The sequence below is a fragment of the Caenimonas soli genome (assembly GCF_013155545.1).
Taxonomy (GTDB): Bacteria; Pseudomonadota; Gammaproteobacteria; order Burkholderiales; family Burkholderiaceae_C; genus Ramlibacter; species Ramlibacter soli.
In genome coordinates, this window is record NZ_JABJVV010000004.1 from 280,543 (window position 1) to 304,673 (window position 24,131).

General features: G+C 65.2%; 27 protein-coding genes and 1 pseudogene. 13 read left to right on the forward strand and 15 right to left on the reverse strand.

Annotated elements, in window-relative coordinates:
• Positions 1 to 40 precede the first annotated feature (40 nt).
• The 4 genes and pseudogenes from HNE04_RS08370 to HNE04_RS08385 all read left to right on the forward strand — a co-directional run.
• Positions 41 to 1,576, forward strand: a complete 1,536-nt coding sequence (locus HNE04_RS08370) for an acyl-CoA synthetase (RefSeq protein WP_172218073.1) — start codon at positions 41 to 43, stop codon at positions 1,574 to 1,576.
• Positions 1,577 to 1,594: 18 nt separating this feature from the next.
• A complete protein-coding gene (locus HNE04_RS08375) occupies positions 1,595 to 2,026 on the forward strand; it encodes a MaoC family dehydratase (protein WP_172218074.1) in 432 nt (143 codons plus the stop codon).
• 156 nt (positions 2,027 to 2,182) lie between these two features.
• A complete protein-coding gene (locus HNE04_RS08380) occupies positions 2,183 to 3,181 on the forward strand; it encodes a Bug family tripartite tricarboxylate transporter substrate binding protein (protein ID WP_172218075.1) in 999 nt (332 codons plus the stop codon).
• Positions 3,182 to 3,198: 17 nt separating this feature from the next.
• A pseudogene (locus HNE04_RS08385) lies at positions 3,199 to 3,354 on the forward strand (IS21 family transposase); the annotation flags it as partial.
• Positions 3,355 to 3,723: 369 nt separating this feature from the next.
• Here HNE04_RS08385 and HNE04_RS08390 read toward each other — a convergent pair.
• The 7 genes from HNE04_RS08390 to HNE04_RS08420 form a co-directional block, all read right to left on the reverse strand.
• A complete protein-coding gene (locus HNE04_RS08390) occupies positions 3,724 to 4,350 on the reverse strand; it encodes an ATP-binding protein (RefSeq protein ID WP_328700290.1) in 627 nt (208 codons plus the stop codon).
• Positions 4,347 to 4,949, reverse strand: a complete 603-nt coding sequence (gene pnuC, locus HNE04_RS08395; RefSeq protein WP_172218077.1) for a nicotinamide riboside transporter PnuC — start codon at positions 4,947 to 4,949, stop codon at positions 4,347 to 4,349. The genes HNE04_RS08390 and pnuC overlap by 4 nt, the downstream gene beginning before the upstream one ends.
• Positions 4,946 to 5,221, reverse strand: a complete 276-nt coding sequence (locus tag HNE04_RS08400; protein WP_172218078.1) for a septum formation initiator family protein — start codon at positions 5,219 to 5,221, stop codon at positions 4,946 to 4,948. Before HNE04_RS08400 ends, pnuC begins: the two co-directional genes overlap by 4 nt.
• An 11-nt stretch (positions 5,222 to 5,232) precedes the next feature.
• On the reverse strand, positions 5,233 to 6,516 hold the full coding sequence (eno, locus tag HNE04_RS08405; RefSeq protein WP_172218079.1) for a phosphopyruvate hydratase: 1,284 nt from the start codon (positions 6,514 to 6,516) through the stop codon (positions 5,233 to 5,235).
• Between the two features lie 95 nt (positions 6,517 to 6,611).
• Positions 6,612 to 6,905 carry a DUF1330 domain-containing protein gene (locus HNE04_RS08410; RefSeq protein WP_172218080.1) on the reverse strand — a complete coding sequence of 98 codons (294 nt, stop codon included), beginning with the start codon at positions 6,903 to 6,905 and terminating at the stop codon, positions 6,612 to 6,614.
• Complete coding sequence (kdsA, locus tag HNE04_RS08415; protein ID WP_172218081.1) at positions 6,898 to 7,752, reverse strand: 3-deoxy-8-phosphooctulonate synthase; 855 nt, start codon at positions 7,750 to 7,752, stop codon at positions 6,898 to 6,900. The genes HNE04_RS08410 and kdsA overlap by 8 nt, the downstream gene beginning before the upstream one ends.
• A complete protein-coding gene (locus HNE04_RS08420) occupies positions 7,749 to 9,419 on the reverse strand; it encodes a CTP synthase (protein ID WP_172218082.1) in 1,671 nt (556 codons plus the stop codon). Before HNE04_RS08420 ends, kdsA begins: the two co-directional genes overlap by 4 nt.
• 90 nt (positions 9,420 to 9,509) lie before the next feature.
• On the opposite strand from HNE04_RS08420, the gene coaBC reads away from it, so the two are divergent.
• The 4 genes from coaBC (at position 9,510) to HNE04_RS08440 (ending at position 12,362) form a co-directional block, all read left to right on the forward strand.
• Positions 9,510 to 10,718, forward strand: a complete 1,209-nt coding sequence (coaBC, locus tag HNE04_RS08425; RefSeq protein WP_172218083.1) for a bifunctional phosphopantothenoylcysteine decarboxylase/phosphopantothenate--cysteine ligase CoaBC — start codon at positions 9,510 to 9,512, stop codon at positions 10,716 to 10,718.
• Positions 10,715 to 11,161 carry a dUTP diphosphatase gene (gene dut / locus HNE04_RS08430; RefSeq protein ID WP_172218084.1) on the forward strand — a complete coding sequence of 149 codons (447 nt, stop codon included), beginning with the start codon at positions 10,715 to 10,717 and terminating at the stop codon, positions 11,159 to 11,161. The genes coaBC and dut overlap by 4 nt, the downstream gene beginning before the upstream one ends.
• A gap of 164 nt (positions 11,162 to 11,325) precedes the next feature.
• Positions 11,326 to 11,820 carry a glycine zipper 2TM domain-containing protein gene (locus HNE04_RS08435; RefSeq protein WP_172218085.1) on the forward strand — a complete coding sequence of 165 codons (495 nt, stop codon included), beginning with the start codon at positions 11,326 to 11,328 and terminating at the stop codon, positions 11,818 to 11,820.
• A 14-nt stretch (positions 11,821 to 11,834) separates the two neighbouring features.
• Positions 11,835 to 12,362 carry an outer membrane lipoprotein gene (locus HNE04_RS08440; RefSeq protein WP_172218086.1) on the forward strand — a complete coding sequence of 176 codons (528 nt, stop codon included), beginning with the start codon at positions 11,835 to 11,837 and terminating at the stop codon, positions 12,360 to 12,362.
• A 6-nt stretch (positions 12,363 to 12,368) separates the two neighbouring features.
• On the opposite strand, the gene HNE04_RS08445 is transcribed toward HNE04_RS08440, so the two are convergent.
• Positions 12,369 to 12,887 carry an FKBP-type peptidyl-prolyl cis-trans isomerase gene (locus tag HNE04_RS08445; protein WP_172218087.1) on the reverse strand — a complete coding sequence of 173 codons (519 nt, stop codon included), beginning with the start codon at positions 12,885 to 12,887 and terminating at the stop codon, positions 12,369 to 12,371.
• 18 nt (positions 12,888 to 12,905) lie between these two features.
• On the opposite strand from HNE04_RS08445, the gene HNE04_RS08450 reads away from it, so the two are divergent.
• Both HNE04_RS08450 and HNE04_RS08455 read left to right on the forward strand, forming a co-directional pair.
• Positions 12,906 to 14,036 (forward strand): cupin domain-containing protein, encoded by a 1,131-nt coding sequence (locus HNE04_RS08450; protein ID WP_172218088.1) that lies wholly within the window; start codon positions 12,906 to 12,908, stop codon positions 14,034 to 14,036.
• The gene (locus tag HNE04_RS08455) at positions 14,033 to 14,548 is read left to right on the forward strand and encodes a hypothetical protein (RefSeq protein ID WP_172218089.1); all 516 of its coding nucleotides are present in this window, start codon (positions 14,033 to 14,035) and stop codon (positions 14,546 to 14,548) included. Before HNE04_RS08450 ends, HNE04_RS08455 begins: the two co-directional genes overlap by 4 nt.
• Before the next feature lie 483 nt (positions 14,549 to 15,031).
• Here the strand turns inward: HNE04_RS08455 and HNE04_RS08460 are convergent, their stop codons facing one another.
• From HNE04_RS08460 to HNE04_RS08485, 7 genes are read right to left on the reverse strand one after another with little or no spacing between them, the layout of a single operon-like run.
• Positions 15,032 to 15,808, reverse strand: coding sequence for an MBL fold metallo-hydrolase (locus HNE04_RS08460; protein WP_172218090.1), 777 nt, complete (start codon positions 15,806 to 15,808; stop codon positions 15,032 to 15,034).
• A 7-nt stretch (positions 15,809 to 15,815) separates the two neighbouring features.
• Positions 15,816 to 16,898 carry an outer membrane protein assembly factor BamC gene (gene bamC, locus HNE04_RS08465; RefSeq protein WP_172218091.1) on the reverse strand — a complete coding sequence of 361 codons (1,083 nt, stop codon included), beginning with the start codon at positions 16,896 to 16,898 and terminating at the stop codon, positions 15,816 to 15,818.
• Between the two features lie 34 nt (positions 16,899 to 16,932).
• Positions 16,933 to 17,820 (reverse strand): 4-hydroxy-tetrahydrodipicolinate synthase, encoded by an 888-nt coding sequence (dapA, locus tag HNE04_RS08470; protein ID WP_172218092.1) that lies wholly within the window; start codon positions 17,818 to 17,820, stop codon positions 16,933 to 16,935.
• A 51-nt stretch (positions 17,821 to 17,871) separates the two neighbouring features.
• A complete protein-coding gene (locus HNE04_RS08475; RefSeq protein WP_172218093.1) occupies positions 17,872 to 18,459 on the reverse strand; it encodes a class I SAM-dependent methyltransferase in 588 nt (195 codons plus the stop codon).
• A complete protein-coding gene (locus tag HNE04_RS08480; protein WP_172218094.1) occupies positions 18,459 to 19,271 on the reverse strand; it encodes an SDR family oxidoreductase in 813 nt (270 codons plus the stop codon). The genes HNE04_RS08475 and HNE04_RS08480 overlap by 1 nt, the downstream gene beginning before the upstream one ends.
• 3 nt (positions 19,272 to 19,274) lie before the next feature.
• Positions 19,275 to 19,406 (reverse strand): hypothetical protein, encoded by a 132-nt coding sequence (locus HNE04_RS28290; protein WP_268904879.1) that lies wholly within the window; start codon positions 19,404 to 19,406, stop codon positions 19,275 to 19,277.
• Between the two features lie 2 nt (positions 19,407 to 19,408).
• The gene (locus tag HNE04_RS08485; protein WP_207717485.1) at positions 19,409 to 20,629 is read right to left on the reverse strand and encodes an MFS transporter; all 1,221 of its coding nucleotides are present in this window, start codon (positions 20,627 to 20,629) and stop codon (positions 19,409 to 19,411) included.
• A gap of 158 nt (positions 20,630 to 20,787) precedes the next feature.
• Here HNE04_RS08485 and HNE04_RS08490 point away from each other — a divergent pair, with 158 nt between their 5' ends.
• The 3 genes from HNE04_RS08490 to HNE04_RS08500 are packed head-to-tail and all read left to right on the forward strand — an operon-like array spanning position 20,788 to position 24,107.
• Positions 20,788 to 22,755, forward strand: a complete 1,968-nt coding sequence (locus tag HNE04_RS08490) for a DNA topoisomerase IV subunit B (RefSeq protein ID WP_172218095.1) — start codon at positions 20,788 to 20,790, stop codon at positions 22,753 to 22,755.
• A gap of 15 nt (positions 22,756 to 22,770) precedes the next feature.
• The gene (locus HNE04_RS08495; RefSeq protein ID WP_172218096.1) at positions 22,771 to 23,331 is read left to right on the forward strand and encodes a GNAT family N-acetyltransferase; all 561 of its coding nucleotides are present in this window, start codon (positions 22,771 to 22,773) and stop codon (positions 23,329 to 23,331) included.
• Positions 23,332 to 23,333: 2 nt separating this feature from the next.
• Positions 23,334 to 24,107, forward strand: a complete 774-nt coding sequence (locus HNE04_RS08500) for a lytic transglycosylase domain-containing protein (RefSeq protein WP_172218136.1) — start codon at positions 23,334 to 23,336, stop codon at positions 24,105 to 24,107.
• The last annotated feature ends 24 nt before the right edge of the window (positions 24,108 to 24,131 follow it).

Below are 24,131 nucleotides of genomic sequence, written 5' to 3' on the forward strand. Positions count from 1 at the left end.
CAGTGGTGGTTGACAAATACCTTGAGATTGGAGTGCATCTATGAGCATTTCGAGCGGGCGTGAGGGAGTTCTCGTCGGCCAGCTTCCGACGAACTGGGCGCGAAGGACGCCGAGGAAAACCGCCATCGTTTTTGGCGAGGAACGAATCAGCTTCCAGGACTTCAACGATCGTGTGAATCGTTGCGCCGCCTTCCTCACCCAGCAAGGTCTACGCAAAGGCGACAAGGTCGCGGTGCTCAGTCGCAACCGGCCGGAACTGCTCGAGATCCTCTTTGCGGCCGCCAAGTCCGGCATCACCTACGTCCCCGTCAACTTCCGCCTGGCTTCGGTCGAAATCAACTTTGTCCTCGGCGATTCCGGTGCAAAGCTGTTCCTGCTGTCCGATTACTTCGAAGTGGCCCGGGACCCGGCTGTTCCCGTCCCGCGTGTGTCGCTGGAGTCCGGCTACGCACAGGCGCGCGACCGGATGCCCGCCATCGAGCCCGAAGTGGAACTGTCGGAGCACGACATGTTCGCCATCTTCTACACGAGTGGCACTACGGCCAACCCGAAAGGTGTCGTCCTCACGCATGCGAATTTCGTCTCGAACCTGATGAACGAGATCATCGCCTACGGAATGAAGCAGAGCGATGTCTGCGTGCATACCCTGCCGCTGTACCACACTGCCGAGGCATCGTTCGCCCTCGCGCAGTTCTACATTGGCGGCACCTGCGTCATCGTGGAAACCTTCGAAGCGTCGAAGTTCTGGCGGTTGGTCGACAGCGAGGCAATCACCCATACCAGCGTGGTGTTCACGATGCTGCTGCCGCTCATGGATGCTTACGAAAGCGCCGGCAGAAAGGACACGGGCACGCTGCGCACACTGGGGCTTGGCGGCCAGACGACGCCTGTGGAAGTGCTGCGCCGCGCGATCTCCCTGTTCGGGCCCGACCGCCTGATGATCGTTTACGGATTGACCGAAAGCTCCCCGTACCTGACCTATCTGAGCAAAGAAGAGTTGTCTCGGGACGGGGGGCACACACCGAGGGTCGCGTCCGTGGGCAAGGAGATGTTCAGTTGCCACGTTCGTGTCGTGGACGACAGCGGCAATGACGTCAAGCCTGGGGAGTTCGGAGAAATCATCGGCAAGGGTCCCAACGTCATGGTCGGCTACTACAACCGTCCGGACGCCACCGAGGCGAGCCTGCGCAACGGCTGGCTCCATACCGGCGACGTCGGCACGATCGACGAAGACGGCTTCATCTATGTCGTTGACCGCAAGAAGGATCTGATCATCTCGGGTGGAGAGAACATCGCGCCGCGCGAAGTGGAAGACGTCATCTACCGCCATCCGGCCATTGCCGAGTGTTCGGTCATCGGCGTCCCGGACGCCAGGTGGGGTGAACAGGTGCTGGCCGTCGTCGTCGCCAAGCCTGGCATGTCGGTCAGCCAGGACGAACTCATCGACTTCTGTCGCAGGGACCTCGCGGGTTACAAGCTGCCGCGCAGTGTCGTCCACCTCCAGGCGCTCCCCAAGGATCCCCTTGGAAAGATTCAGAAGAAAGTCCTGCGCGAACAGTTCGCGAAATCCTCTTAACCAGCCCGGGTATCAAACATGAAAATTGGCCGTACATACGATGCACTCAACGTGGGGGACAGCGAAAGCTTCACCCGCACAGTGACCGAAACCGACATCCAGCTGTTCGCGGGCATGACCGGCGACTTCAACCCGATCCACACCGACATCGAGTATGCGAAGACAAGCCGGTTTGGCCAGCGCGTCGCGCATGGCCCGATCGCGCTTTCGCTTGTCGCGTACCTGGTCGGCATGAGGCTGCCAGGCCCCGGAACGATTCTCCTTCGCCAGGATGCCCGCTACCTTGCACCGGTTTTCATCGGCGACACGATCACGGTGACGCTGACCGTTGTCGAGAAGGCCCCGAAGGGCCGCGTCGTGATGGACGCCAGCTATGTCAATCAGCGTGGCGAGACGGTGATCGAGTCGCAGGTCGAAGGACTGCCGCCGCGAGCGCCGGTCGCGGCCTGAGCGGCTGGGAGGCCGCCCTGGTGTGGATCGGCAAGAAAACCACCAGCAGCAGGTAGGAGCATGCGAGGTTGCCGTCACCAGCAATTCGCAGGACGCGGGGCTCGCCGGAAACGGCGATCCATTTCAGTTGTTACACACCCATAACGGAGACAGTCAATGAACCCTACATCGTGCAAATCATCGATCACCCGGCGCTCTGCGGTTGCGGGAATGGCCGCAGCCTTGGCGGTAGGAATCGACCGTGCCGCGCACGCCGCGGAGCCGATCAACGCGCGGCAGCCGCTGAAGATCATTCTGGGCTATTCGGCAGGATCGTCCCTGGACGTTGCCGCGCGCACGCTGGCGCCGTTGATCAGCAGTGCATGGCCGGCCGGCGTCGTTGTCGACAACCGTCCCGGCGCCGGGGGAGCCCTGGCGATTGCTGCCGTGGGGGCCGCGCCGCCGGACGGCGCAACCTTGCTGCTTGCGTCAACCGGTGAGATCACGGCCGCTCCCCACCTGAACAAGCTGCCTTTCGACCCGGCAGGCCTGGTTCCCATTTGCCAGATCGTGACCGGGGAGCTGGTCCTGGTTTCAGGGACGCAACTGGGCTCGGCCACGTTCGCGGACCTGCTGCGCCCGAAAGTGGACAGGCCCAACCTGATGATCGGTACCCTCGGCCCGGGTACGCCGCATCATCTCGTGGCGGCGATGATGAGTGAAGGACTCAAGCGCAAGGTCGAGATGATTCACTACAAGAGTCCAGGGGACATGCTCACCGATCTCAACTCGGGGCAACTCGATGGTGGTTTTGTCAGCGTTGCGCTCGCGCTGCCCTGGGTGCAGGGCAGCAAGGCGCGTGTCATCGCAACCTCCGCGCCGGAGCGTTCGACCCTCTTTCCGACTGCTCCCAGCATGAGGGAGCTGAATCTCGCAGGCGCGGAAACGCTGGTGTGGCTCGGCTTCTTCGCGCCGCCTGGCATCCCGCGCGAAACCGCTAACCAGATCTCGAAGGCAATCATCGGGGCGACGCAGGTCCCGGAGTTCGTCTCGAAGATGGCAGGTGTCGGGTTTCAGGTGAAGGCGACCGGAAGCGACGATTTCGGGAAACAGGTCGCTTCGGACCGCGCCCGCTTCGAGAAGGTGATTGCAAAGATCGGGTTGAAGGCGACCTGACTCTGGGTATGGCATTGCAGCGCGAGCGGCCGTGCAAGCTGGACGACTACAAAGACTACCTGCTCGCGCGAATCGAGCAAGCCAGGCCGCGCTGGATTCCGGTGCCGGTGCTGCTGCGCGAGATTCAGGGGCGCGGTTATCAGGGCGGCATCAGCCAGCTCAAGGCTTGGATAAAGGCTGAAGCTCTAGCTACAGCGAGAGAGGCGGAGTGGGCACGATCTATAACCTTTCCTGCTGATGTCGCGCTCGTCTTCAAAGACACCTTGTCCATTTCTTCAGCTGGAATTGACTGGAAAGGACAGCGGTACAAGCTTGGCTCGATCACTGGTGTGCGCTGGGGCGCTGTACGGCACTCGGTCAATGGCATCCCCACAGGCACAGACTACGAGATCGGGATCGCCACCCGGTCAGGAACAACCTCCATCTGTTTACGGAAGGAGTCCACGTATTCAGGTTTTGTCGAGGCCTTGTGGGTAAATGATCAGATTAGCTGGAGAGCCGCGTGGATGCTAGCGTTTGGTGGACTCCGTTTCCTCTTGATCCTAGACGTTCGGCTTTCCCAAAAGCCCAGTGAAGAGCCGGTGCTCGCAATCCGGGTCGCTGCATTTGTCGCAGGACCAGGCCCAGGGGCGGGAGGGCGGCCCTGACGGAGTCGCCGATCCTATGGCCGCCAAGGCGTTCGCCAGCCTTTCCTCACCGCTGCCATAGACCAGGCGGTAAGGCACCTTGGCTCGTGCCAGTGCGGCGCGGATCAATGCATCCACCGGCTCGCGCACATGCGCTCCATCGCGCTGCAGGCCGTCGGCGATCCAGGGCAGGTCCAGGCCCGTCAGCAGCGTGACGTCGTAGCTGCGTTGCCGGTCCAGGGCGAACTGGTACAGCGTTCCGTCTTCGAACAACATGGCGCTGTAGATCGCGACCATCAGCGCCGTGGTGTCGGCGATAACGATCTCGGCACGGGTCCCAGCCTCGTCCACCCGGCGCTCCTGCTCCTGTGCGATCGGCAATTGCTCTTCAGGCCGCGGCGTGCGGCCTTCGCGATGGCACCACTCGCGCAGCACTTCGGGCACCACGGCGATCGACTTGCCTTGCTGCCGCAGATGGGCGGCCAGCTCGCCGGCAAGTTGGGTCTTGCCGGTGCTCTCGGCGCCGAGCAGGGCGATCTTCACAATGCTCGCTTCCAGGCACGCCAGCCGACGCCGCTGAGCGCGATGAATACCGCGTAGAGCACCACCGTCAGCCATAGCCCTTTGTACGCGAACAGGGCCACGCTGACGACGTTGACCGCGATCCACACGGCCCAGTTCTCGATGTACTTGCGGCCCAGCAGGAACTGGCCGACCAGGCTGACGGCAGTGGGGAATGCGTCCCACCAAGGCACGTCGGTGTCGGTGTAGGTCTTGAGGAAGAGCCCGGTGGCGGGCCAGAGGAGGGCGCAGGCCGCGACGGTCAAAGCCAGCCCGCGCTGCGTGAGGCGGCTTACCTGGAGGGGAGAGCCATCGGCGCGCCGGCCGCGCAACCACTGGAACCAGCCCCAGAACGCGACGACCGCGAAGAAGATCTGCAGCACCGAATCGCCGTACAGCTTGCTGCGCCAGAAGAGCGCGAAATACATCAGTGAGCTGACGATCGCCAGCGGCCAGCCCCAATGGATCTGGCGGATGTTGCAGCCCACCATGGCCAGGGCGATGACCACCGCCGCGATTTCAAGCCAGGTGGTGGGGGAACCCCAAAGCGTGATAGCCGGTGCGAAGAGGAGTTCGGTCACCTCGTCACATTCACGAAGATTTCGTTGGGCTTGACCATACCCAACTCCATCCGGGCCCTCTCCTCGACCATCTCCAGGCCTTCCTTCAGGTCGCGCACCTCGGATGACAGCCGTTCATTCGCCTGCTGCGCCTCTAGATTGGCAGCCTTCTGCGCGTCGAGTTTCTGCTGCATGGCGGACACGTTGCCGACACTGCCCCGGCCAAACCACAGCTGCGCATGAACGATCAGGAGCAGTGCGATCAGGATGGCCGGGACGAGTCGGTTGCCCACTTTTCAGGTTGCTAGCGCAGGTTGTAGAACGCCGAGCGGCCGGGGTAGCTGGCGACGTCGCCCAGGTCTTCCTCGATGCGCAGCAGCTGGTTGTACTTGGCCATGCGGTCCGAGCGCGAGAGCGAGCCGGTCTTGATCTGGCCGGCGTTGGTGCCCACGGCGATGTCGGCGATGGTCGAATCCTCGGTCTCGCCCGAGCGGTGGCTGATCACCGCGGTGTAGCCGGCGCGCTTGGCCATCTCGATGGCGGCGAAGGTTTCGGTGAGCGTTCCGATCTGGTTGATCTTGATCAGGATGGAGTTGGCGATCTTCTTGTCGATGCCTTCCTTCAGGATCTTGGTGTTGGTGACGAACAGGTCGTCTCCCACCAGCTGCACGCGGCTGCCCAGGCGCTCGGTCAGCGTCTTCCAGCCGTCCCAGTCGCTCTCGCCCATGCCGTCTTCGATGCTGATGATGGGGTACTTGTCGACCCAGCTCGAGAGGATGTCGGTCCATTCGCCGGCGTCGAGCGTCAGGCCTTCGGCCTCGACGTGGTACTTGCCGTCCTTGTAGAACTCGCTGGCCGCGCAGTCCAGGCCCAGGGCGATCTGCTCGCCCGGCCGGTAGCCGGCGCGCTCGATGGCTTCCAGGATCATCTGGATCGCGGCTTCATGGTTGGCCACGTTGGGCGCGAAACCGCCTTCGTCGCCGACCGCCACGCTCATGCCCTTGTCGTGGATGATCTTCTTGAGCGCGTGGAACACCTCGGCGCCATAGCGCACGGCCTCGCGGAAGCTCGGTGCCCCCACGGGAATGATCATCAGCTCTTGCAAGTCGAGGTTGTTGTTGGCGTGCGCGCCGCCGTTCACCACGTTCATCATGGGCACCGGCAGCTGCATGCCGCCCATGCCGCCGAAGTAGCGGTACAGGGGCAGGCCCGACTCTTCCGCGGCTGCGCGGGCCACGGCCATGGAAACCGCCAGCGTGGCGTTGGCGCCCAGGCGGGCCTTGTTGTCGGTGCCGTCCAGGTCGATCAGCGTCTTGTCCAGGAAAGCCTGCTCGGAGGCATCCAGGCCCAGCACCGATTCGGAGATTTCGGTGTTGATGTGCTCTACGGCCTTGAGCACGCCCTTGCCCAGGTAGCGGCCCTTGTCGCCGTCGCGCAGTTCGATGGCTTCGCGCGAGCCGGTCGATGCGCCGGAGGGCACGGCCGCGCGACCCATGGTGCCCGACTCCAGCAGCACATCGCATTCCACGGTGGGATTGCCACGCGAGTCCAGGATCTCTCGGCCGACGATGTCAACGATTGCGCTCATTCAAGTTCTCTTCTCAAAGTTGCTCATTCTAAAAACCCTCCCCGTGAGGGGAGGGCTGGGGAGGGGTGGTCACATACACCCTGAAGGGGAGGGCTTCAGCCCGCCCCTTCGACGACGATCATGCGCATCACGGCAGCTCCTTCGCGCGCTTTCCTGGCTGCGTCGTATTCGACGGAGTTGTAGAAGACCTTGGCCTGTTCCACACTGGGGAACTTCAGCATCACGACGCGGGTGGGGGCCCAGTCGCCTTCCAGCACCTCGACCTTGCCGCCGCGGATGCAGACTTCCGCTCCATGGGTCTTCATCGCAATGGTAGAGAGCTTTTTGTACTCTTCGTATTGTTCGGGGTTCGTAACCGTCACGTGCGCAATGATGTAGGCGCTAGACAAAGCTGTTCTCCAGGTACCCGTTTTTCTTGGTGACGCTATCCAGCGCCAGCAAGGTTTCGAGCAGGGCCTTCATGTGCTTGAGCGGCACGGCGTTGGGGCCGTCGCTGAGCGCCTTGGCCGGGTCCGGGTGGGTTTCCATGAACAGGCCGGCGACGCCGACGGCAACGGCCGCGCGCGCCAGCACCGGAACCATCTCGCGCTGGCCGCCCGAGCTCGTTCCCTGGCCGCCCGGCAGCTGCACCGAGTGCGTGGCATCGAACACCACCGGGGCGCCGGTCTCGCGCATGATCGCGAGCGAGCGCATGTCGGACACGAGGTTGTTGTAGCCGAAGCTCGCGCCGCGCTCGCAGGCCATGAAGCTGTCTTCCGGCAGGCCGGCTTCCTTGGCCGCGGCCCGTGCCTTGTCGATCACGTTCTTCATGTCGCCGGGCGCCAGGAACTGGCCCTTCTTGATGTTCACCGGCTTGCCCGACTGGGCGACGGCGCGGATGAAGTCGGTCTGGCGGCACAGGAACGCCGGCGTCTGCAGCACATCGACCACCTTCGCTACTTCGGCGATCTCGGCTTCGCTGTGCACGTCGGTCAGGATGGGAAGGCCCAGGTCTTTTTTTACCTTGGCCAGGATCTCAAGCCCGCGCGTCATGCCGGGGCCACGGAAACTGGTGCCCGAAGAGCGATTGGCCTTGTCGTAGCTGCTCTTGAAGATGAAGGGGATGCCCAGGCTGGAAGTGATTTCCTTGAGCGCCCCGGCCGTGTCCATCTGCAGCTGCTCGGACTCCACCACGCAGGGGCCTGCGATGAGGAAGAACGGCCGCTGCAGGCCGATCTCGAAGTTGCACAGCTTCATGCGACCGCCTTGAGCGAAGTCTTGCCGACCGCCTGGTGATCCACGGCGGCCTTGATGAACGAGTTGAACAGCGGATGGCCGTCCCACGGAGTCGACTTGAACTCGGGGTGGAACTGCACGCCCATGAACCAGGGGTGCACGTCCTGCGGCAACTCGACGATCTCGGTCAGGTGCTCGCGTTGGGTCAGCGCCGAGATCACCAATCCGGCCTGGCGCAGCTTGTCCAGGTAGTTGACGTTGGCCTCGTAGCGGTGGCGATGCCGCTCGGTGACCACGTCGCCGTAGATCTTGTGGGCCAGCGTGCCCTTGGCCACGTCGGAGCTTTGCGCGCCCAGGCGCATGGTGCCGCCCAGGTCGGAGTTCTCGTCGCGGGTCTTGATGGTGCCGTCGGCATCTTTCCACTCGGTGATGAGGGCGATGACGGGGTGGGGCGTGGCCGGCTCGAACTCGGTGCTGTTGGCGTCCTTCAGGCCCGCCACGTCGCGCGCGTACTCGATGGTGGCGACCTGCATGCCCAGGCAGATGCCAAGGTAGGGCACCTTGTTCTCGCGGGCGAAGCGGGCGGCGCCGATCTTGCCTTCGATGCCGCGCTTGCCGAAGCCGCCCGGCACCAGCACCGCGTCGTACTTGGCCAGCTGCGACACGCTCTCGGGCGTGATGGTTTCGGAGTCCACGTAGTCGATCTTCACCCGCACGTGGCTCTTCATGCCGGCGTGGCGCAGCGCCTCGTTGAGCGACTTGTAGCTGTCCGACAGGTCCACGTATTTGCCGACCATGGCGATGTTGATCTCGCCCTGGGGGTGCTCGGTTTCGTAAACCAGGTCGTCCCAGCGCTTCAGGTTGGCGGGCGGCGTGTTCAGGCGCAGCTTGTCGCAGATCAGGCCGTCCAGGCCCTGCTCGTGCAGCATGCGCGGCACCTTGTAGATGGTGTTCACGTCCCACATGGAGATCACGCCCCACTCGGGCACGTTGGTGAACAGCGAGATCTTGGCGCGCTCATCTTCGGGAATCTTGCGATCGGCGCGGCAAAGCAGGGCGTCGGCGCTGATACCGATGGCCCGCAGTTCCTTGGCCGTGTGCTGCGTCGGCTTGGTCTTGAGCTCGCCGGCAGCGGCGATCCACGGCACGTAGGTCAGGTGCACGAAGGCGGTGTTGTTGGCGCCCATGCGCAGGCTCATTTGCCGCGCGGCTTCCAGGAAGGGCAGGGACTCGATGTCCCCCACGGTGCCGCCGATTTCGACGATGGCGACGTCAGCCGCTCCCGGTTGGCCGAAATGTGCCCCGCGCTTGATGAATTCCTGGATCTCGTTGGTGATGTGCGGGATAACCTGCACGGTCTTGCCCAGGTAGTCGCCGCGGCGCTCTTTTTCCAGTACGGCCTGGTAGATCTTGCCGGTGGTGAAGTTGTTGACCTTCCCCATGCGGGTGGTCACGAAGCGCTCGTAGTGTCCCAGGTCCAGGTCGGTCTCGGCGCCGTCGTCCGTCACGAACACTTCGCCGTGCTGGAAGGGCGACATCGTCCCCGGATCCACGTTGATGTATGGATCGAGCTTGATGAGAGTGACTTTGAGGCCCCGCGATTCCAGAATCGCAGCGAGGGAGGCTGAGGCGATTCCCTTGCCGAGGGAGGACACCACACCGCCGGTGACGAAGACAAATTTGGTCATGTCAGACCGGGAGTTGCGGCTCCCGGGAGGTGGTAAAGCGAGATTATAGGGGTGCGGTTTGGGTGGGCCCGCCTCTGCTACATTCCGCCAATGAATGACATGGCCGGCAAACACATAGTCCTCGGGCTTTCGGGCGGCATAGCCTGTTACAAAGCGGCCGAATTGTGCCGGGCCCTGATCAAGGAGGGCGCCACCGTGCAGGCGGTGATGACCGAGGCTGCGGAGCAGTTCATCACCCCCGTCACGATGCAGGCGCTTTCCGGACGCCCGGTCTATGGCTCGCAATGGGACAGCCGCGAGCCAAACAACATGCCGCACATCAACCTGTCGCGCGAGGCCGACGCCATCCTCGTCGCCCCCTGCAGCGCGGACTTCATGGCCAAGCTGCTGCACGGCCGCGCCGATGAGCTGCTCAGCCTGATGTGCCTGGCCCGGCCTACGACCAAGGTGCCGCTGCTGCTGGCGCCGGCCATGAATCGGGAGATGTGGGCGCATCCGGCCACCCAGCGCAACATGGTCCAGCTGGCCGCCGATGGCGCGCACATACTGGGCGTGGGCAGCGGCTTCCAGGCCTGCGGCGAAACCGGCGATGGCCGGATGCTGGAGCCGCCGGAGCTGCTGGAAGACATCATCGCGTTCTTCCAGCCCAAGCGGCTCGCCGGCAAAGAGGTGCTGGTGACGGCCGGCCCTACCTTCGAAGCCATCGATCCGGTGCGCGGCATCACCAACTTGTCCAGCGGCAAGATGGGCTTCGCGATCGCCAGGGCGGCGCGCGAAGCCGGCGCCAACGTCACGCTGGTCGCAGGGCCGGTGAGCCTGCCCACGCCGCGCGGGGTGACGCGGATCGACGTGAAATCGGCGCAGGACATGCTGCAAGCCACGCAACCGCACGCCCAGCTCGCCGACATCTTCATCGCCACCGCCGCCGTGGCCGATTGGCGGCCGGCCAGCGCTTGCGAACACAAGATCAAGAAAGACGGGTCGGGCAAGGCGCCGCAACTCGATTTCACGGAAAACCCCGATATTCTCGCCACGGTGGCGCAGTCGCCGCGAGCCCGCTCGGGCGCATTGTTCTGCGTGGGGTTTGCGGCCGAAAGCCAGGACTTGGTGGCCAACGCCCAGGCCAAGCGTGCGCGCAAGGGGGTGCCGCTGCTGGTGGGTAACATCGGTCCGGCCACTTTCGGCGCCGACGACAACGCGCTGCTGCTGGTCGACGAACGCGGCACACGTGAAGTGCCGCGCGCTTCCAAACTCGAACTGGCCCGCCTGCTGGTGGCCGAAATTGCCAACCGTTTATGAAAATCGACGTCAAGATCCTCGATCCACGCATGGTGGACCAGCTTCCCAGCTACGCCACTCCCGGCAGCGCCGGCCTCGACCTGCGAGCCTGCCTCGACGAGCCGCTGACGCTGGCGCCCAATGCCTGGCGGCTGGTGCCCACCGGCATCTCCATCTGGCTCAAGGACCCGGGCTACGCCGCGATGATCCTGCCGCGATCGGGCCTGGGCCACAAGCACGGCATCGTGCTGGGCAACCTAGTGGGCCTCATCGACAGCGACTACCAGGGCCAGTTGATGGTCAGCGCCTGGAACCGCAGCGACGTCGAATTCACCCTGCAACCCATGGAGCGGCTGGCTCAGCTGGTGATTGTGCCGGTGGTGCAGGCGCAGTTCAACGTGGTGGCTGAGTTTCCCGCGACGCAACGCGGCGAGGGCGGATACGGCTCAACCGGCAAGGGCTGAGGCTCTAGCCCTGCCGCATCGGCAGCTTCCTACACCCCTGCGTACGGGTTCCTACAGGGATGCGCGGCATTGGCTGCGGCACACGTAGTGAAACCTTGGCCTTTAATGGTTACACGAGGCGAGCCTGTCGGCTGCGCCGTGTACAGAAAAGCAAGGAGTTTCCCATGCGTACTTCACGTTTTGCTCCCATCGCCGCCGGCGTCGCCGCGGCCGCACTGCTGGCCGCGTGCGGCTCGGTTCCGTTGTCGGGCCCCGTCAGCAGCTATCCCTCGACCTATCCAACCGCGGCACCGGCCATGGCGCCGGCTTCGCTGGAATACGGCCGGGTGACCAACATCGAATTCTTCCAGGGTGGTGCCGCCACCACCAGTGGCGTCAACGTACCGGGCGCGCTCGTAGGCGCGGTGGCCGGAGCCGTGTTGGGCCGCCAGGTCGGTAGCGGCAGCGGCCGCGATGTGGCCACTGTGGCCGGCGGCGTGGCCGGCGCTGCTATTGGCAGCCAAGTCGGCCGGTCCACTACCCCGGCCACCAACCCGGTCTACCGCATCAGCATCCGGACCGACCAGGGTGCGATGCGCACCTACGACGTTCCCGCCACCGGCGAACTGCGCATAGGCGATCGCGTCCGCGTCGAAAACGGTGTCATTTACCGCTCATAAACCAGGAGACTCTCATGCAAGCAACATCCAAACGCCTATTGGCACTCACTTCGACCGTCGCGCTGGCCGCAGGCTTGGCGGCCTGCGGTACGTACGATCCGTACGGCCCCAATAACTACCCGGTGTCGCAGACGCCGCCGGCCGCTTACCCCGGTACCTATCCCAGCCAGCCGGTCGCCGGTGTGGAATATGGCCGCGTGACCAACGTCTCGCTGATCAGGCCTGCCACTGGTGCAACGACGGGCAGCAACCCCGCCGGTACTGTGCTCGGCGCGGTGGTCGGCGGAGCATTGGGCAACCAGATCGGTAGCGGCAGCGGTCGCGCGGCTGCCACCATCCTGGGTGCGGTGGGCGGCGCCGTGGTCGGCAATCGCATCACCGGCGGCGGCGCCCCAGGCACCTACGCCACCTCAGGCCCGGTTTACCGCGTAACGGTGCAGACCGACCAGGGCCATATGCGTACCTATGACGTGAGCGCTACCGGCGACCTGCGTCCGGGCGACCGCGTGCGCATCGAAAACGGCGTGATCTATCTCGCCTAAAAAGGGCTAATGCAGCGGGGCGCCATCCGGTGCCCCGCGCTGCACCTTGAAGAAGCCGGTTCCCGCCGAGCCGCGGCCGATTTCTTCTTCCGTGGCGTCGCGCACCTTCTCCACCTTCAAGTTGAGGCGGATGGCGATGCCCGCGAGCGGATGGTTGCCATCGAGCACCACGTGCTCGGGATAGATTTCGGTGACGGTGTAGAGCACGTCGCGTGGCGCGTCGGCGTGTGCGCCGGGCGGCAGCCCCTCGAAGGTCATGCCTTCCTCGAGTTCGGCCGGGAACAGCGTGCGCGGCTCCAGAAAGACCAGCTGGTCGTTGTAGTCGCCGAAGGCTTCCTCGGGCTCCAGGTGCAAGTCGATCTTGTCGCCGGCTTCGTGGCCCTGCAAGGCCTCTTCGATCTTGGCCAGCAGGTCGTCCCCGCCCACCAGGAACTCCACCGGGTCGTCCAGCACGTCCAGCACCTCGCCCAGCGTATCTTTCAGCGTCCAGGTCAGCGCGACCACGCATTGTTGTGTGATTTCCATATGACAATTGTGGCACTGATGCAAGTCACACAAGCACTCCCACTGCTGGGCGGCCTCACGCCGCAGCAGTTCATGAAACGCCACTGGCAGAAGAAGCCATTGCTGGTGCGCGGCGCCGTGCCGGGCCTGCAACCGCTACTTTCGCGCGGCGAGCTGTTCGCCCTGTCGGGGCAGGAAGACGTCGAGTCGCGCCTGGTCGCACAGGCTGCGGGCAAGTGGTCGTTTCGCCGGGGGCCGTTCCAGCGGCGGGCGCTGCCGCCGCTCTCGCGGCCGGGTTGGACCTTGCTGGTGCAGGGAGTGGACCTGCACGACGATCGCGCCCATGAGCTCTTGTCCCGGTTCTGCTTCGTGCCGCAGGCACGGGTCGATGACCTGATGATCAGCTATGCCAGCGACGGCGGCGGTGTCGGCCCGCACTTCGACAGCTATGACGTGTTCCTGCTGCAGGCGCAGGGGCGAAGGCGCTGGCGCATCGGCAGGCAGAAAGACCTGACGCTGCGCGACGACCTGCCGCTGAAAGTGCTCGCAAACTTCGAGCCCGAGGAGGAATACATCCTCGAGCCCGGCGACATGCTGTACCTGCCGCCGCTGTACGCGCACGACGGCGTCGCACAGGGTGAGTGCCAGACCTATTCGATCGGCTTTCGCTCGCCGGGCCGTGGCGAGCTGGCGCGCGAACTGCTGCAGCGTCTCTCGGAAGACGCCGCTGAACTCGCGGGTGAAAGCCTGTACCGCGATCCCTCGCAGGAGGCTACGGCCTCCCCTGGGGCGATACCGGCGCAACTGCAGGTTTTCGCGCGCGAGGCGCTGCTGGCCGCCCTGAAGGATCCCAGCGCGCAGGATCGCGCGCTGGGCGAATACCTTACCGAGCCCAAGGCCAGCGTCTGGTTCGAGGGCGGCACTGCGGGCGGGAGCGCGCGCGAGGTCGTGCTCGACCGCCGCACGCGCATGATGTACGACGCCCGGCATGTCTTCGTCAACGGCGAAAGCTATCGCGCATCGGGTCGCGACGCGGCCCTCATGCGCGCGCTGGCCGACCGGCGAAGCCTGGGCGCCGGTGAACTCGCGCGCGCCAGCGAGGGCGCGCGTTCGCTGCTGCAGTCCTGGTGCGAAGCAGGCTGGGCGCACGCAACCAAGGAGCGGCAATGACCTCGACCCCTCACGATGCAAATACGCGACCGGCGCTGCCTTCCGGGCGATTCACTGGCCGCGCGGCGTTCCAGCAACTCGTACGCGATGCGCTGGCCTGCGCTGCCCGCGAAGGCTGGCGCGAGATCATCCTTTCGGACGCGAGCTTCGAGGATTGGCCGCTGGGCGAGCGCGAATTCGTGCAGGCCCTGCAGGAGTGGTCGGTCCCGGGCCGTCGCTGCACCTTGCTGGCCCGGCGCTACGACGAGGTCGTGCGGCGCCACGCCCGCTTCGTGACCTGGCGCAAGACCTGGTCGCACATCATCGAGGCGCGCGCCTGCAGCTCCGCCGATCCGCTGGACCTGCCCAGCGCCATCTGGAGCCCCGGCTGGGTGATGCAGCGGCTCGATCCGGAGCGGTGCAACGGCGTCAGCGGCAGCGAACCCGAGCGGCGCGTGCTGCTGCGCGAGAACCTGCAGGAGTGGCTGCAGAAGAGCACGCCGTCTTTCCCGGCGGTCACGTTGGGCCTCTAGCGGCCCTAGGGCCGCCCCTTAAGGGTTTTCGGGACTTGATTTTTCAGCCTATAATTTCCGGTTGAGCAGCAAGAGCTCGAGTCCTTGCAGCTCAGTCAAAGCGGCCATCAGGCGGCGCTGACAATTTCCGGAAATTGTTCTATCCCATAAAAGGAAACTTGAAAATGAAGAAAACGCTCGTCTTGGCGACCCTGATTGCAGCTGCAGCAGCCCTGAGCGCTTGCAGCAAGAAGGAAGAAGTTGTTGCTCCTGCGCCGGCTCCCGCCGCCGCTCCGGCTCCCGCTCCCGCCGCCGCTCCTGCTCCGGCTCCCGCTGCTGCTGACGCTTCCGCCGGCGCTGCTTCCGCTGCCGCCGCAGGCGCTGCAGCCTCTGGCTCGACCACCGCTCCCTCGACGGCTCCCGTCGCCAGCGGCGCCAAGTAATCGGTTTTCCGGTTCCACAAGAAAGCCGCCCTCGGGCGGCTTTCTTGTTGGTGCCCAGAGACTAGGCGGTGAGCCAGCCGCAGCCGCTGGCACCGTCGGCCACATGGATGTCGGCCTCGCTGCAGCCCATGGCCGCTGCCAGGGCCCGGCGTGCAAGTTCGGGGCGATTGTTCTGCTCGCTCAGATGCGCGGCCACCACCTGCTTGAGTCCGCCCGGCCGCATGGCCTGGGCAATCGCGGCAGCCGCTTCATTGGCCAGATGGCCGTAAGCGCCGCCCACGCGGCGCTTCAGAAAAGGCGGATAGGTGGATGCCGCCAGCATCCCCGGATCGTGGTTGCATTCCAGCAGCAGGGTGCTGCAGCCCGCCAGCATCTCCAGCACATGGCTGGAGGCGTGGCCCAGGTCGGTCAGCACGCCCAGCGCGGAGGCGCCATCGCTGCACCGCAGCTGCAGCGGCTCGCGCGCGTCGTGCGGCACGGTGAAGGGCAGCACGGCAAGCGCGCCGATCTCGATATCGACGTTGTCGCAGGCGATGCGCAGCAGGCCGTCGAAATCGGGCTGCCCCATGGCCGTGTAGGTGCCATGGCTCATCCAGACAGGGATGCGGTCGCGCAACGCTACCTGGCGGGCGCAGCCGATGTGGTCGGCGTGTTCGTGGGTGATGAAGATCGCATCGATCTGCTCGGCCAGCATGCCGGCCTGGCCCAGCCGCGCATCGAGCTGGCGGATGCCCAGCCCGCAGTCCACCAGCAGGTGCGTGATCTGGGTGGTGCTGCGCGCCTGGACAACCGTCGCGTTGCCCGAGCTGCCGCTGCCCAGGCTTTTGAAGCGCAGCATCCGATCCTTACTTCAGGTCGTCCGCGATCACCTGCACGATGCGCTGCGCGTTGGCGGAGCTTTCGGGCGTACCGCTGGCGTTGAGCACCGACACGGTGGTCGATTCGCCCTGGCTCTTGAGGTTGATGCGGTATTTCAGCGGCGGCACGGCTTTTTCCGAACCGCTGAACAGCTTGGCGAAAAAGCCCTTTTCCTTCTTGTCCGGGTTCGGTTCCACGTAGCGGACGAAGTAGGTGCCCTGGGCGCGATCGCGGTCTTCCACGGTGAAGCCTGTGCGATCCAACGCCAGGCCGACGCGGCGCCATGCACGGTCGAAGCCTTCGTCGATCTGCACCACCGGAGTGTTGTCCACGGAAGCGATGCGGGATGTGGACTTGGCGGCGCCTGAGGCGACCAGCGCCTTGGACTGCTCTTGCGGTACGCCGAGCTTGACCATGAGGCGGCGCAGGAACTCGGCCTCGAGTTCCGGGTCGGCGGGGCGAGGCTGCCAGACGGTCTGGTCCTTCTGGGTGTTGTTGTAAACCTCGATCAGGCCGCGGTGGCTGATGTAGATCTCGGTGCCGCCGCTGGCGCTGCGCTCCAGGCGCGTGCGGAAGCGGTCACGTTCGGAAGTGGAATACACCGAGTCGATCAGCTTGCCCAGCGTGTTGCGGATGAAGTCCTGCGGGATCTTGGCGCGGTTTTCCGCCCAGTCGGTTTCCATGATGCCCAGGCTGGCTTGGTCCATCGCCAGCAGGAAGCCGTTTTCCTGCCAGAAGTCCCGCACGGGCCCCCACAGCTGGTCGGCAGAGCGGTTGACGACCAGCCAGCGCTGATTGCCGGCGCGCTCGATGCGCACGTCGCCCAGCGTCGATGCCGCCGTGGGCACGGTCGGCGCGGCCTGGCCCACCTGGAAGTTGCTCGCCGTGACGGCGCCGCCGGGAACGTTGTAGCGCGAGTCGCGCGACAGCTGGGTGAGGTCGGGAGGGACTTCCAGGCCGACGCCCTTGCCGGCGCTCTTGTAGTCGATCTTGTCGCCTTCCAGCACGGTACAGGCCGAAAGCGAAAGCGCGGCGCAGATCGCCATTACGCCGAATTTTGCAGATTGCATCACTTCATCCCCTTAAGGATCGGGTTCTCAGGAATCAGGCCAGCAGGCCACTGGCACGAAGCGCGCCTTCCACGACGGCCTCGTTGGCCGGCGACAGCGGCGTCATCGGCAGGCGCAGGGCGCCGCCACACAGGCCCATGCGGGCCATCGCCCATTTGAGCGGAATCGGATTGGCTTCGACGAAGAGCTGCTTGTGCACCGGCATCAGCTTGCGCTGGATCTCCATCGCGCCCCGGGCATCGCCCGCGACCGCGGCCACGCACAGTTCGTGCATCAGGCGCGGCGCGACGTTCGCCGTCACGCTCACGTTGCCTTGGCCGCCGCACAGCATCAGGGCCACGGCCGTCGGGTCGTCGCCGGAATACACGGCAAAGCCCTTGGGCACATCGCGGATCAGCCATTGGGCCCGCTCGATGTTGCCGGTGGCTTCCTTGATGCCGACGATGCCGGGCACTTCGGCCAGCCGCAGCACCGTGTCGTGCTGCATATCGGCGACGGTGCGTCCGGGCACGTTGTACAGAATGATCGGCAGGTCGCCCACCGCCTCGGCAATAGCCTTGAAGTGCTGGTACTGGCCTTCCTGCGTCGGCTTGTTGTAGTAGGGCACCACCTGCAGCTGGCAGTCGGCGCCGATCTTCCGGGCGAACTTCGCGAGCTCGATGGCCTCGGCCGTCGAGTTGGCGCCGCAGCCGGCCATGATGGGGACGCGCCCCTTGGCCTGTTCGACCGAGACGCGGATGATTTCGTGGTGTTCCTCTACGCTGACCGTCGGCGATTCGCCGGTGGTGCCGACGACGCCGATGCAATCGGTGCCTTCGGCAATGTGCCAGTCGATCAGCCTGCGCAGGGCGGGATAGTCCACGCTGCCGTCTTCATGCATCGGGGTGACCAGCGCCACGATGCTGCCTGTAATCGGTGTCATGTCGATATTTGTCTGGAAACAGGGATTCTAACTAGCCGGTGCCGAGCCGCCTCAAACCGGCTGCGCCCCCTCAGGGGGCAGGGCGAAGCCCGTGGGGGAATTTGTCAACGTGTAACGCTGCCCCGGGGGGCTGGCCCCAGGCCTGACCGCGGCTATGCGCTGGATGAACCTGGGCGGCTCATCCAGGAAGCCGTCCTCGTACGCCACTACGCGCAGATCCTTGCAGGCGCCCAGCAGTTCGCCGGGCTGCAGCAGGAAGTCGGGCCGGGAGGGCTTGCCCACGGTTTCATTGCCGGCGGCGAAGGTTTCGTAGATCAGCACGCCCCCGGGCGCCACGCTCTGCACGATGGCGCCAAGCAGGGGTCGCCACAGGTAATTGGTGACGACCACACCGTCGAAGGTTCGGCCCGCGAATGGCCAGGGCCCGTTCTCGATGTCGGCCGAAACAGCCTCGCCAAGATCCGCCACCGAAGAAACCGCTTCTGCCAGCCGGTCCACGCCGGTCACCGGGTGGCCTCGTGCAGCAAACCAGCGCATGTGCCGCCCGTATCCGCATGCCACGTCCAGCACCGATCCGCCGGCCGGCACCAGATGGCTCCAGCGCCGCACCCAGGCGGAGGCTTCTTCGGTTCCGTGCATCAGTGTGGTCTTACGTCGTCTTTGAGCGCAGCGAGGGCCATGCTCTCCACCATGCCGGGGGCCACGAGTTTCACGAAGCGCCCGAGCTTGCCCTTGGCCGTCATGACCACTTCGCGCCGGCGGGCATTCATGCCTTCGACGATGAGCCGCGCGCATTCCTCCACGCTCATGGCGTCGTCTTCCTTCAGGCCCGAGGAGCCCGCGGGCTCGCCGCGGGCGTTGTAGCCGCGATGGCGGATGCTGGTGGCCACCACGCCCGGAAACGCGGTGGTGACGCTGACGCCGCTGCTCTTGAGTTCGGCCCGCAGCGCTTCGAAGAAGCCGGTCATGGCGAACTTGGTGGCGCTGTAGGCCGTGCGGCCTGGCACGCCGACCAGCCCGGCCAGCGAGGAAACCGCCACGATGCTGCCCTTGCTGGCCACCAGGTGCGGCAGGGCCGCGTGGGTACACCACACGCTGCCCCAGAGGTTGACCTTCATCAGCTTTTCATACCAGTGCAGGTCTTGTGCCTTGACGTCCGCGAACAGCGCCTGGGCCGAGACCCCGGCATTGTTGATCAGCGCGTCGATGCGGCCGAACTGCTGCACGGCCTGGTCCACCAGCGCTCGGCATTCGGACTCTTCCGAGACGTTGGTGACCACCACCAAGGTCTGGGCGCCCCGCGCCTGGCACTCCGCCGCCACAGCGTCGAGCTTTTCGCGGTTGCGCGCGGCAAGCACAAGGCCGGCGTCAGCGCCGCGGGCTGCCGCCAGCTGGCGCGCCATTTCGGCGCCTATCCCGTCGGAGGCGCCGGTGATCACGAAGATTTTCATCCGCTAATTAAAGCAGGCCCAGAGCTGGTCGGCCAGTGCGACCAGGATGGTGGGGCGCGTGTACAGGGAAAACACGGCCAGCAGCACGGCCACGGCAGTGCCGTAGGCGAGCCACTTGTGTGTGCGCTGCGTCATCCTCAAGCACCTTGTGGCGCGGCCCGCAGGATGGGCGTCTCTCGCACCGGCAGATTCACGATCGCCGCGAAGATGCCCAGCACGATCGAGATGTACCAGACGATGTCGTAGCTGCCAGTGCGGTCATACAAGAGGCCCCCCAGCCAGACACCCATGAACGAGCCGATCTGGTGGCTGAAGAACACGAAGCCGCCCAGCATGGACAGGTGCGCGACGCCGAAGATCTGCGCCACGGTCGCATTCGTCGGAGGCACGGTGGAGAGCCACAGCAGTCCCATCACGCCGGCGAAGATATAGACCGACAGCGGCGTCAGCGGCGCCCACAGGAACACGGCGATGGCGACGGAGCGGCCCAGGTAGATCGCCGCCAGGATCTTTCGCCGGGCGAGCTTTTGCCCCAGGCTGCCGGCGATGTAGGTGCCGAACACGTTGAACAGCCCGATCAGGGCGAGTGCGTAGCTGGCCACCTCGGGCGACAAGCCCTTGTCCTTGAGGTAGCTGGGCATGTGCACGCCGATGAACACGACCTGGAAGCCGCAGACGAAGTAGCCCGCCATCAGCAGCTGGAAGCTCGGGTACTTGAACGCTTCGCGCAGGGCTTGCGCGATGGACTGGTCGCGCTTGGGCGCGGTGCCGCCGGTGAACCCGGGCTCGCGCAGGCCCCAGGCCAGGGGCGCGATCAGCAGGACGAACAGGCTAAGGGCGAGCAGGGCCTCCTGCCAGCCGAAGCCGGAGATGAGAAAGCCTTCCACCGGCACCATCAGGAACTGGCCGAAAGAACCGGCGGCCGCGGCCACGCCCATCGCCCAGGACCGCTTGGCCGGGTCGATCTGGCGCCCGAGCACGCCGTAGATCACGGCGTAGGTCGTACCTGCCTGGGCCGCGCCGATCAGGACGCCCGCGGTCAGGGTGAACACCAAGGCGTTGGGCGAAAGCGCCATGCCGGCCAGGCCCGCTGCGTAGAGAAGGGAGCCGACGATCAGGACTTTGAAGGCGCCGAAGCGATCGGCGGCCATGCCGGCGAAGATGCCGAAGACACCCCAGGCCAGGTTCTGGATGGCCAGGGCGAAGGCAAAGGTTTCGCGCGTCCAGCCCTGGGCCTGGGTGATGGGCTGCAGCCACAGGCCGAAGCCGTGGCGAATGCCCATCGACAGGGTGACGATGGCGGCGCCGCAGGCAAGAACCTGGAGCATGGAAAGCTTTTGGGGGGCTGCGGTTTGCATCGGGCGACTTTAGCCAAAGGAGCATGCCGCTGCTTGCCAAGTGGCTGACAAGCCCGTTGATAGTTTTGCGGGGTATTGATGACGGGCCGGCATGAATAGGGCATAGTCTGTACGTCCATACAGTCACCTGAGCCAGCCCGACTACAATCCACGCTCCCATGGCAAGCAAACTTCCCCCCGAATACTCCGAAGGTTCGATCCGTGTGCTCAAGGGCCTGGAGCCCGTCAAGCAGCGGCCCGGCATGTACACGCGCACCGACAACCCGCTGCACGTCATCCAGGAAGTCCTGGACAACGCCGCGGACGAGGCCCTGGCCGGGCACGGCAAGCGGATCAAGACCATCCTGCATACCGACGGCTCGGTGAGCGTCGAGGACGACGGCCGCGGCATCCCGTTCGGCCTGCACCCCGAAGAGAAAGCCCCGGTGATCGAACTGGTGTTCACCCGCCTGCATGCCGGCGGCAAGTTCGACAAGGGCAAGGGCGGCGCCTACAGCTTCTCAGGGGGTTTGCACGGCGTTGGCGTTTCCGTCACCAATGCGTTGGCCAAGCGGCTGGAAGCCACCACGCACCGCGACGGCCAGGTGGCGAGGATCGTCTTCCAGGCGGGCGACGTCACCGAGCAATTGCAGCTGCGCAAGGGCGTCGAGGGCGACCGGCGCCAGGGCACCACGGTGCGCGTCTGGCCCGACCCCAAATATTTCGAATCCAGCCAGCTGCCGATGGCCGAACTGGCGCACCTGCTGCGCAGCAAGGCCGTGCTCATGCCCGGCGTCACCGTGTCGCTGGTCAACGAAAAGACCAAGGAAACGCAGAGCTGGCAGTACAAGGGTGGCCTGCGTGACTACCTGATGCAGACGCTCACCGGCGACCCGGTCATCCCGCTGTTCGAGGGCGAGGGGTTCGCCCAGAACAACGACAACTTCGCCGAAGGCGAGGGCGCCCAGTGGTGCGTGGCCTTCACCGAGGACGGGCAGCCGGTGCGCGAGAGCTACGTCAACCTGATTCCCACCAGCGCCGGCGGCACGCATGAGAGCGGCCTGCGCGACGGCCTGTTCAATGCCGTCAAGAGCTTCGTGGATCTGCACTCGCTGCTGCCCAAAGGCGTCAAGCTGTTGCCCGAAGACGTGTTCGCCCGCGCTTCCTATGTGCTGTCGGCCAAAGTGCTCGATCCGCAGTTCCAGGGCCAGATCAAGGAGCGCCTGAATTCGCGCGATGCCGTGCGCCTGGTGTCCAGCTTCGTGCGGCCGGCGCTCGAGCTCTGGCTCAACCAGCACGTGGAATACGGGCGCAAGCTGGCCGAGCTGGCGATCAAGGCCGCGCAAAGCCGGCAGAAGGCCGGGCAGAAGGTCGAGAAGCGCAAAGGCTCCGGCGTAGCCGTGCTGCCGGGCAAGCTTACGGATTGCGAAAGCAAGGACATCAGCCACAACGAGGTCTTCCTGGTCGAGGGTGACTCGGCCGGCGGCAGCGCCAAGATGGGTCGGGACAAGGAAAGCCAGGCCATCCTGCCGTTGCGCGGCAAGGTGCTCAACACCTGGGAGGTCGAGCGCGACCGCCTGTTCGCCAACACCGAAATCCACGACATCGCGGTGGCGATCGGCGTGGACCCGCACGGCCCCAACGACACGCCGGACCTTTCGGGCCTGCGCTACGGGAAGGTTTGTATCCTGTCGGACGCCGACGTGGACGGCTCGCACATCCAGGTTCTGCTGCTGACCTTGTTCTTCCGCCATTTCCCCAAGCTGATAGAAACCGGCCATGTCTATGTGGCCCGGCCGCCGCTGTTCCGTGTGGATGCGCCGGCTCGCGGCAAAAAGCCCGCTTCCAAGACCTATGCACTTGACGAGGGCGAATTGACCGCTATCTTGGACAAGCTGCGCAAGGAAGGCGTGCGCGAAGGGGCTTGGAACATCAGCCGCTTCAAGGGCCTGGGCGAGATGAGCGCGGAACAACTGTGGGATACCACACTCAATCCGGATACGCGCCGGCTGCTGCCGGTACAGTTGGGCAAGGTGGACTTTCTGCAAACCGAGAACCTGATCACCAAGTTGATGGGTAAGGGCGAAGCGGCGGCCCGCCGCGAGCTGATGGAACTGCACGGCGACTCCGTGGAAATCGACGTCTGACGAGCCAAGGCATTCATGACCGCCGCCAATTTCGCCGCCAGCTCACCCGACCGCACCACGGCCCGGGTGCGCTTGCGACCGACGATGACGAGCGACCTGGAGTTCGTGCTCTCGCTGGAGCAGGATCCGGAGAACCTGGCCTTCATCACGCCCTGGGAGCGCACCCAGCATGAGGCCGCGATCCGCTTTCCCGATTTCCGCCACTTCATCATCGAAGGCGGCCCCGATCTCAACGCCGTCGGCTTCCTGATACTGATCGGTTGCCGCAGCCAGCACCAGTCGCTGGAGCTCAAGCGCATGGTGGTCCAGGCCAAGGGTTCGGGCTTCGGCCGGGCGGCGCTGCGGGTGGCCAAGAAAGTCGCCTTCGACGACCTGGGCGCGCACCGCTTCTGGCTGGACGTGAAGGCGCGCAACAGCCGGGCCAAGGCGCTCTACGACGGCGAGGGCTTCGTGGTCGAGGGCCAGTTGCGCGACTCGGTGAAGGTGGCCGACGGCTTCGATTCGCTGATCGTCATGTCGATGCTGCGGCCCGAGTTCACCGGGCGCCGCAGCCTGGGGCTGGAGATGCGCGCATGACGATGAAGCGCCTCAGGTCAGTGATCGCAGCTGGCTTACTGCTGCTGGGCCTGCTGCCTCTCGCGCAGGCCGAGGTCTGGGGCTATGTCGATGCCAAGGGCGTCGCGCATTTCGCGGCCGAGAAGATCGACGAGCGCTACGAGCTGTTCTTCCGCGGAGGCGAGAGCTTCGACACTGCCCGCGGGCTGGGTACGCCGCGGGCCGTGGCGGTTCCGTCCGCGGCTCCCAGGCTCATCGCCTTCTTCGAGATTTCTCCCAGCTACAAGCAGGTGAAGCATCACCTGCGCGAAGCATCCAGGGCCCATGGCATCGACTACGAACTGCTGCAGGCCCTGATCGCCACCGAGTCGGGCTTCGACGCCGGCGCCGTGTCGCCCAAGGGCGCCGTGGGGCTGATGCAGATCATGCCGGCCACCGCCGAGCGCTACGGCGTGACCGCCGACAAGAAGACGCCGGTAGAGAAAAAGCTGACCGACCCTCGCACCAACATCAAGACCGGTACGCGTTACCTGCGCTACCTGCTGGACCTTTTCCCCGGCCGGCTGGAGCTGGCGCTCGCCGCCTACAACGCCGGCGAAGGCGCGGTGCAGCGGGCCGGCAACCAGATTCCCAATTACCGCGAGACGCAGAACTACGTCAAGACGGTGATGCAGCTCTATGCCATGCTGCGGCCGCCCTCGATGATGGGATCCGGCCGCTCGCCCGGCCGTGTGCGGATGGAACTGCCCGTTGGCGGCGCAGTGGGCCGCGGCAACCTCCCGGCCGAGCGTGATTGACGCTGCCGGTTCGCACCGCGCAGT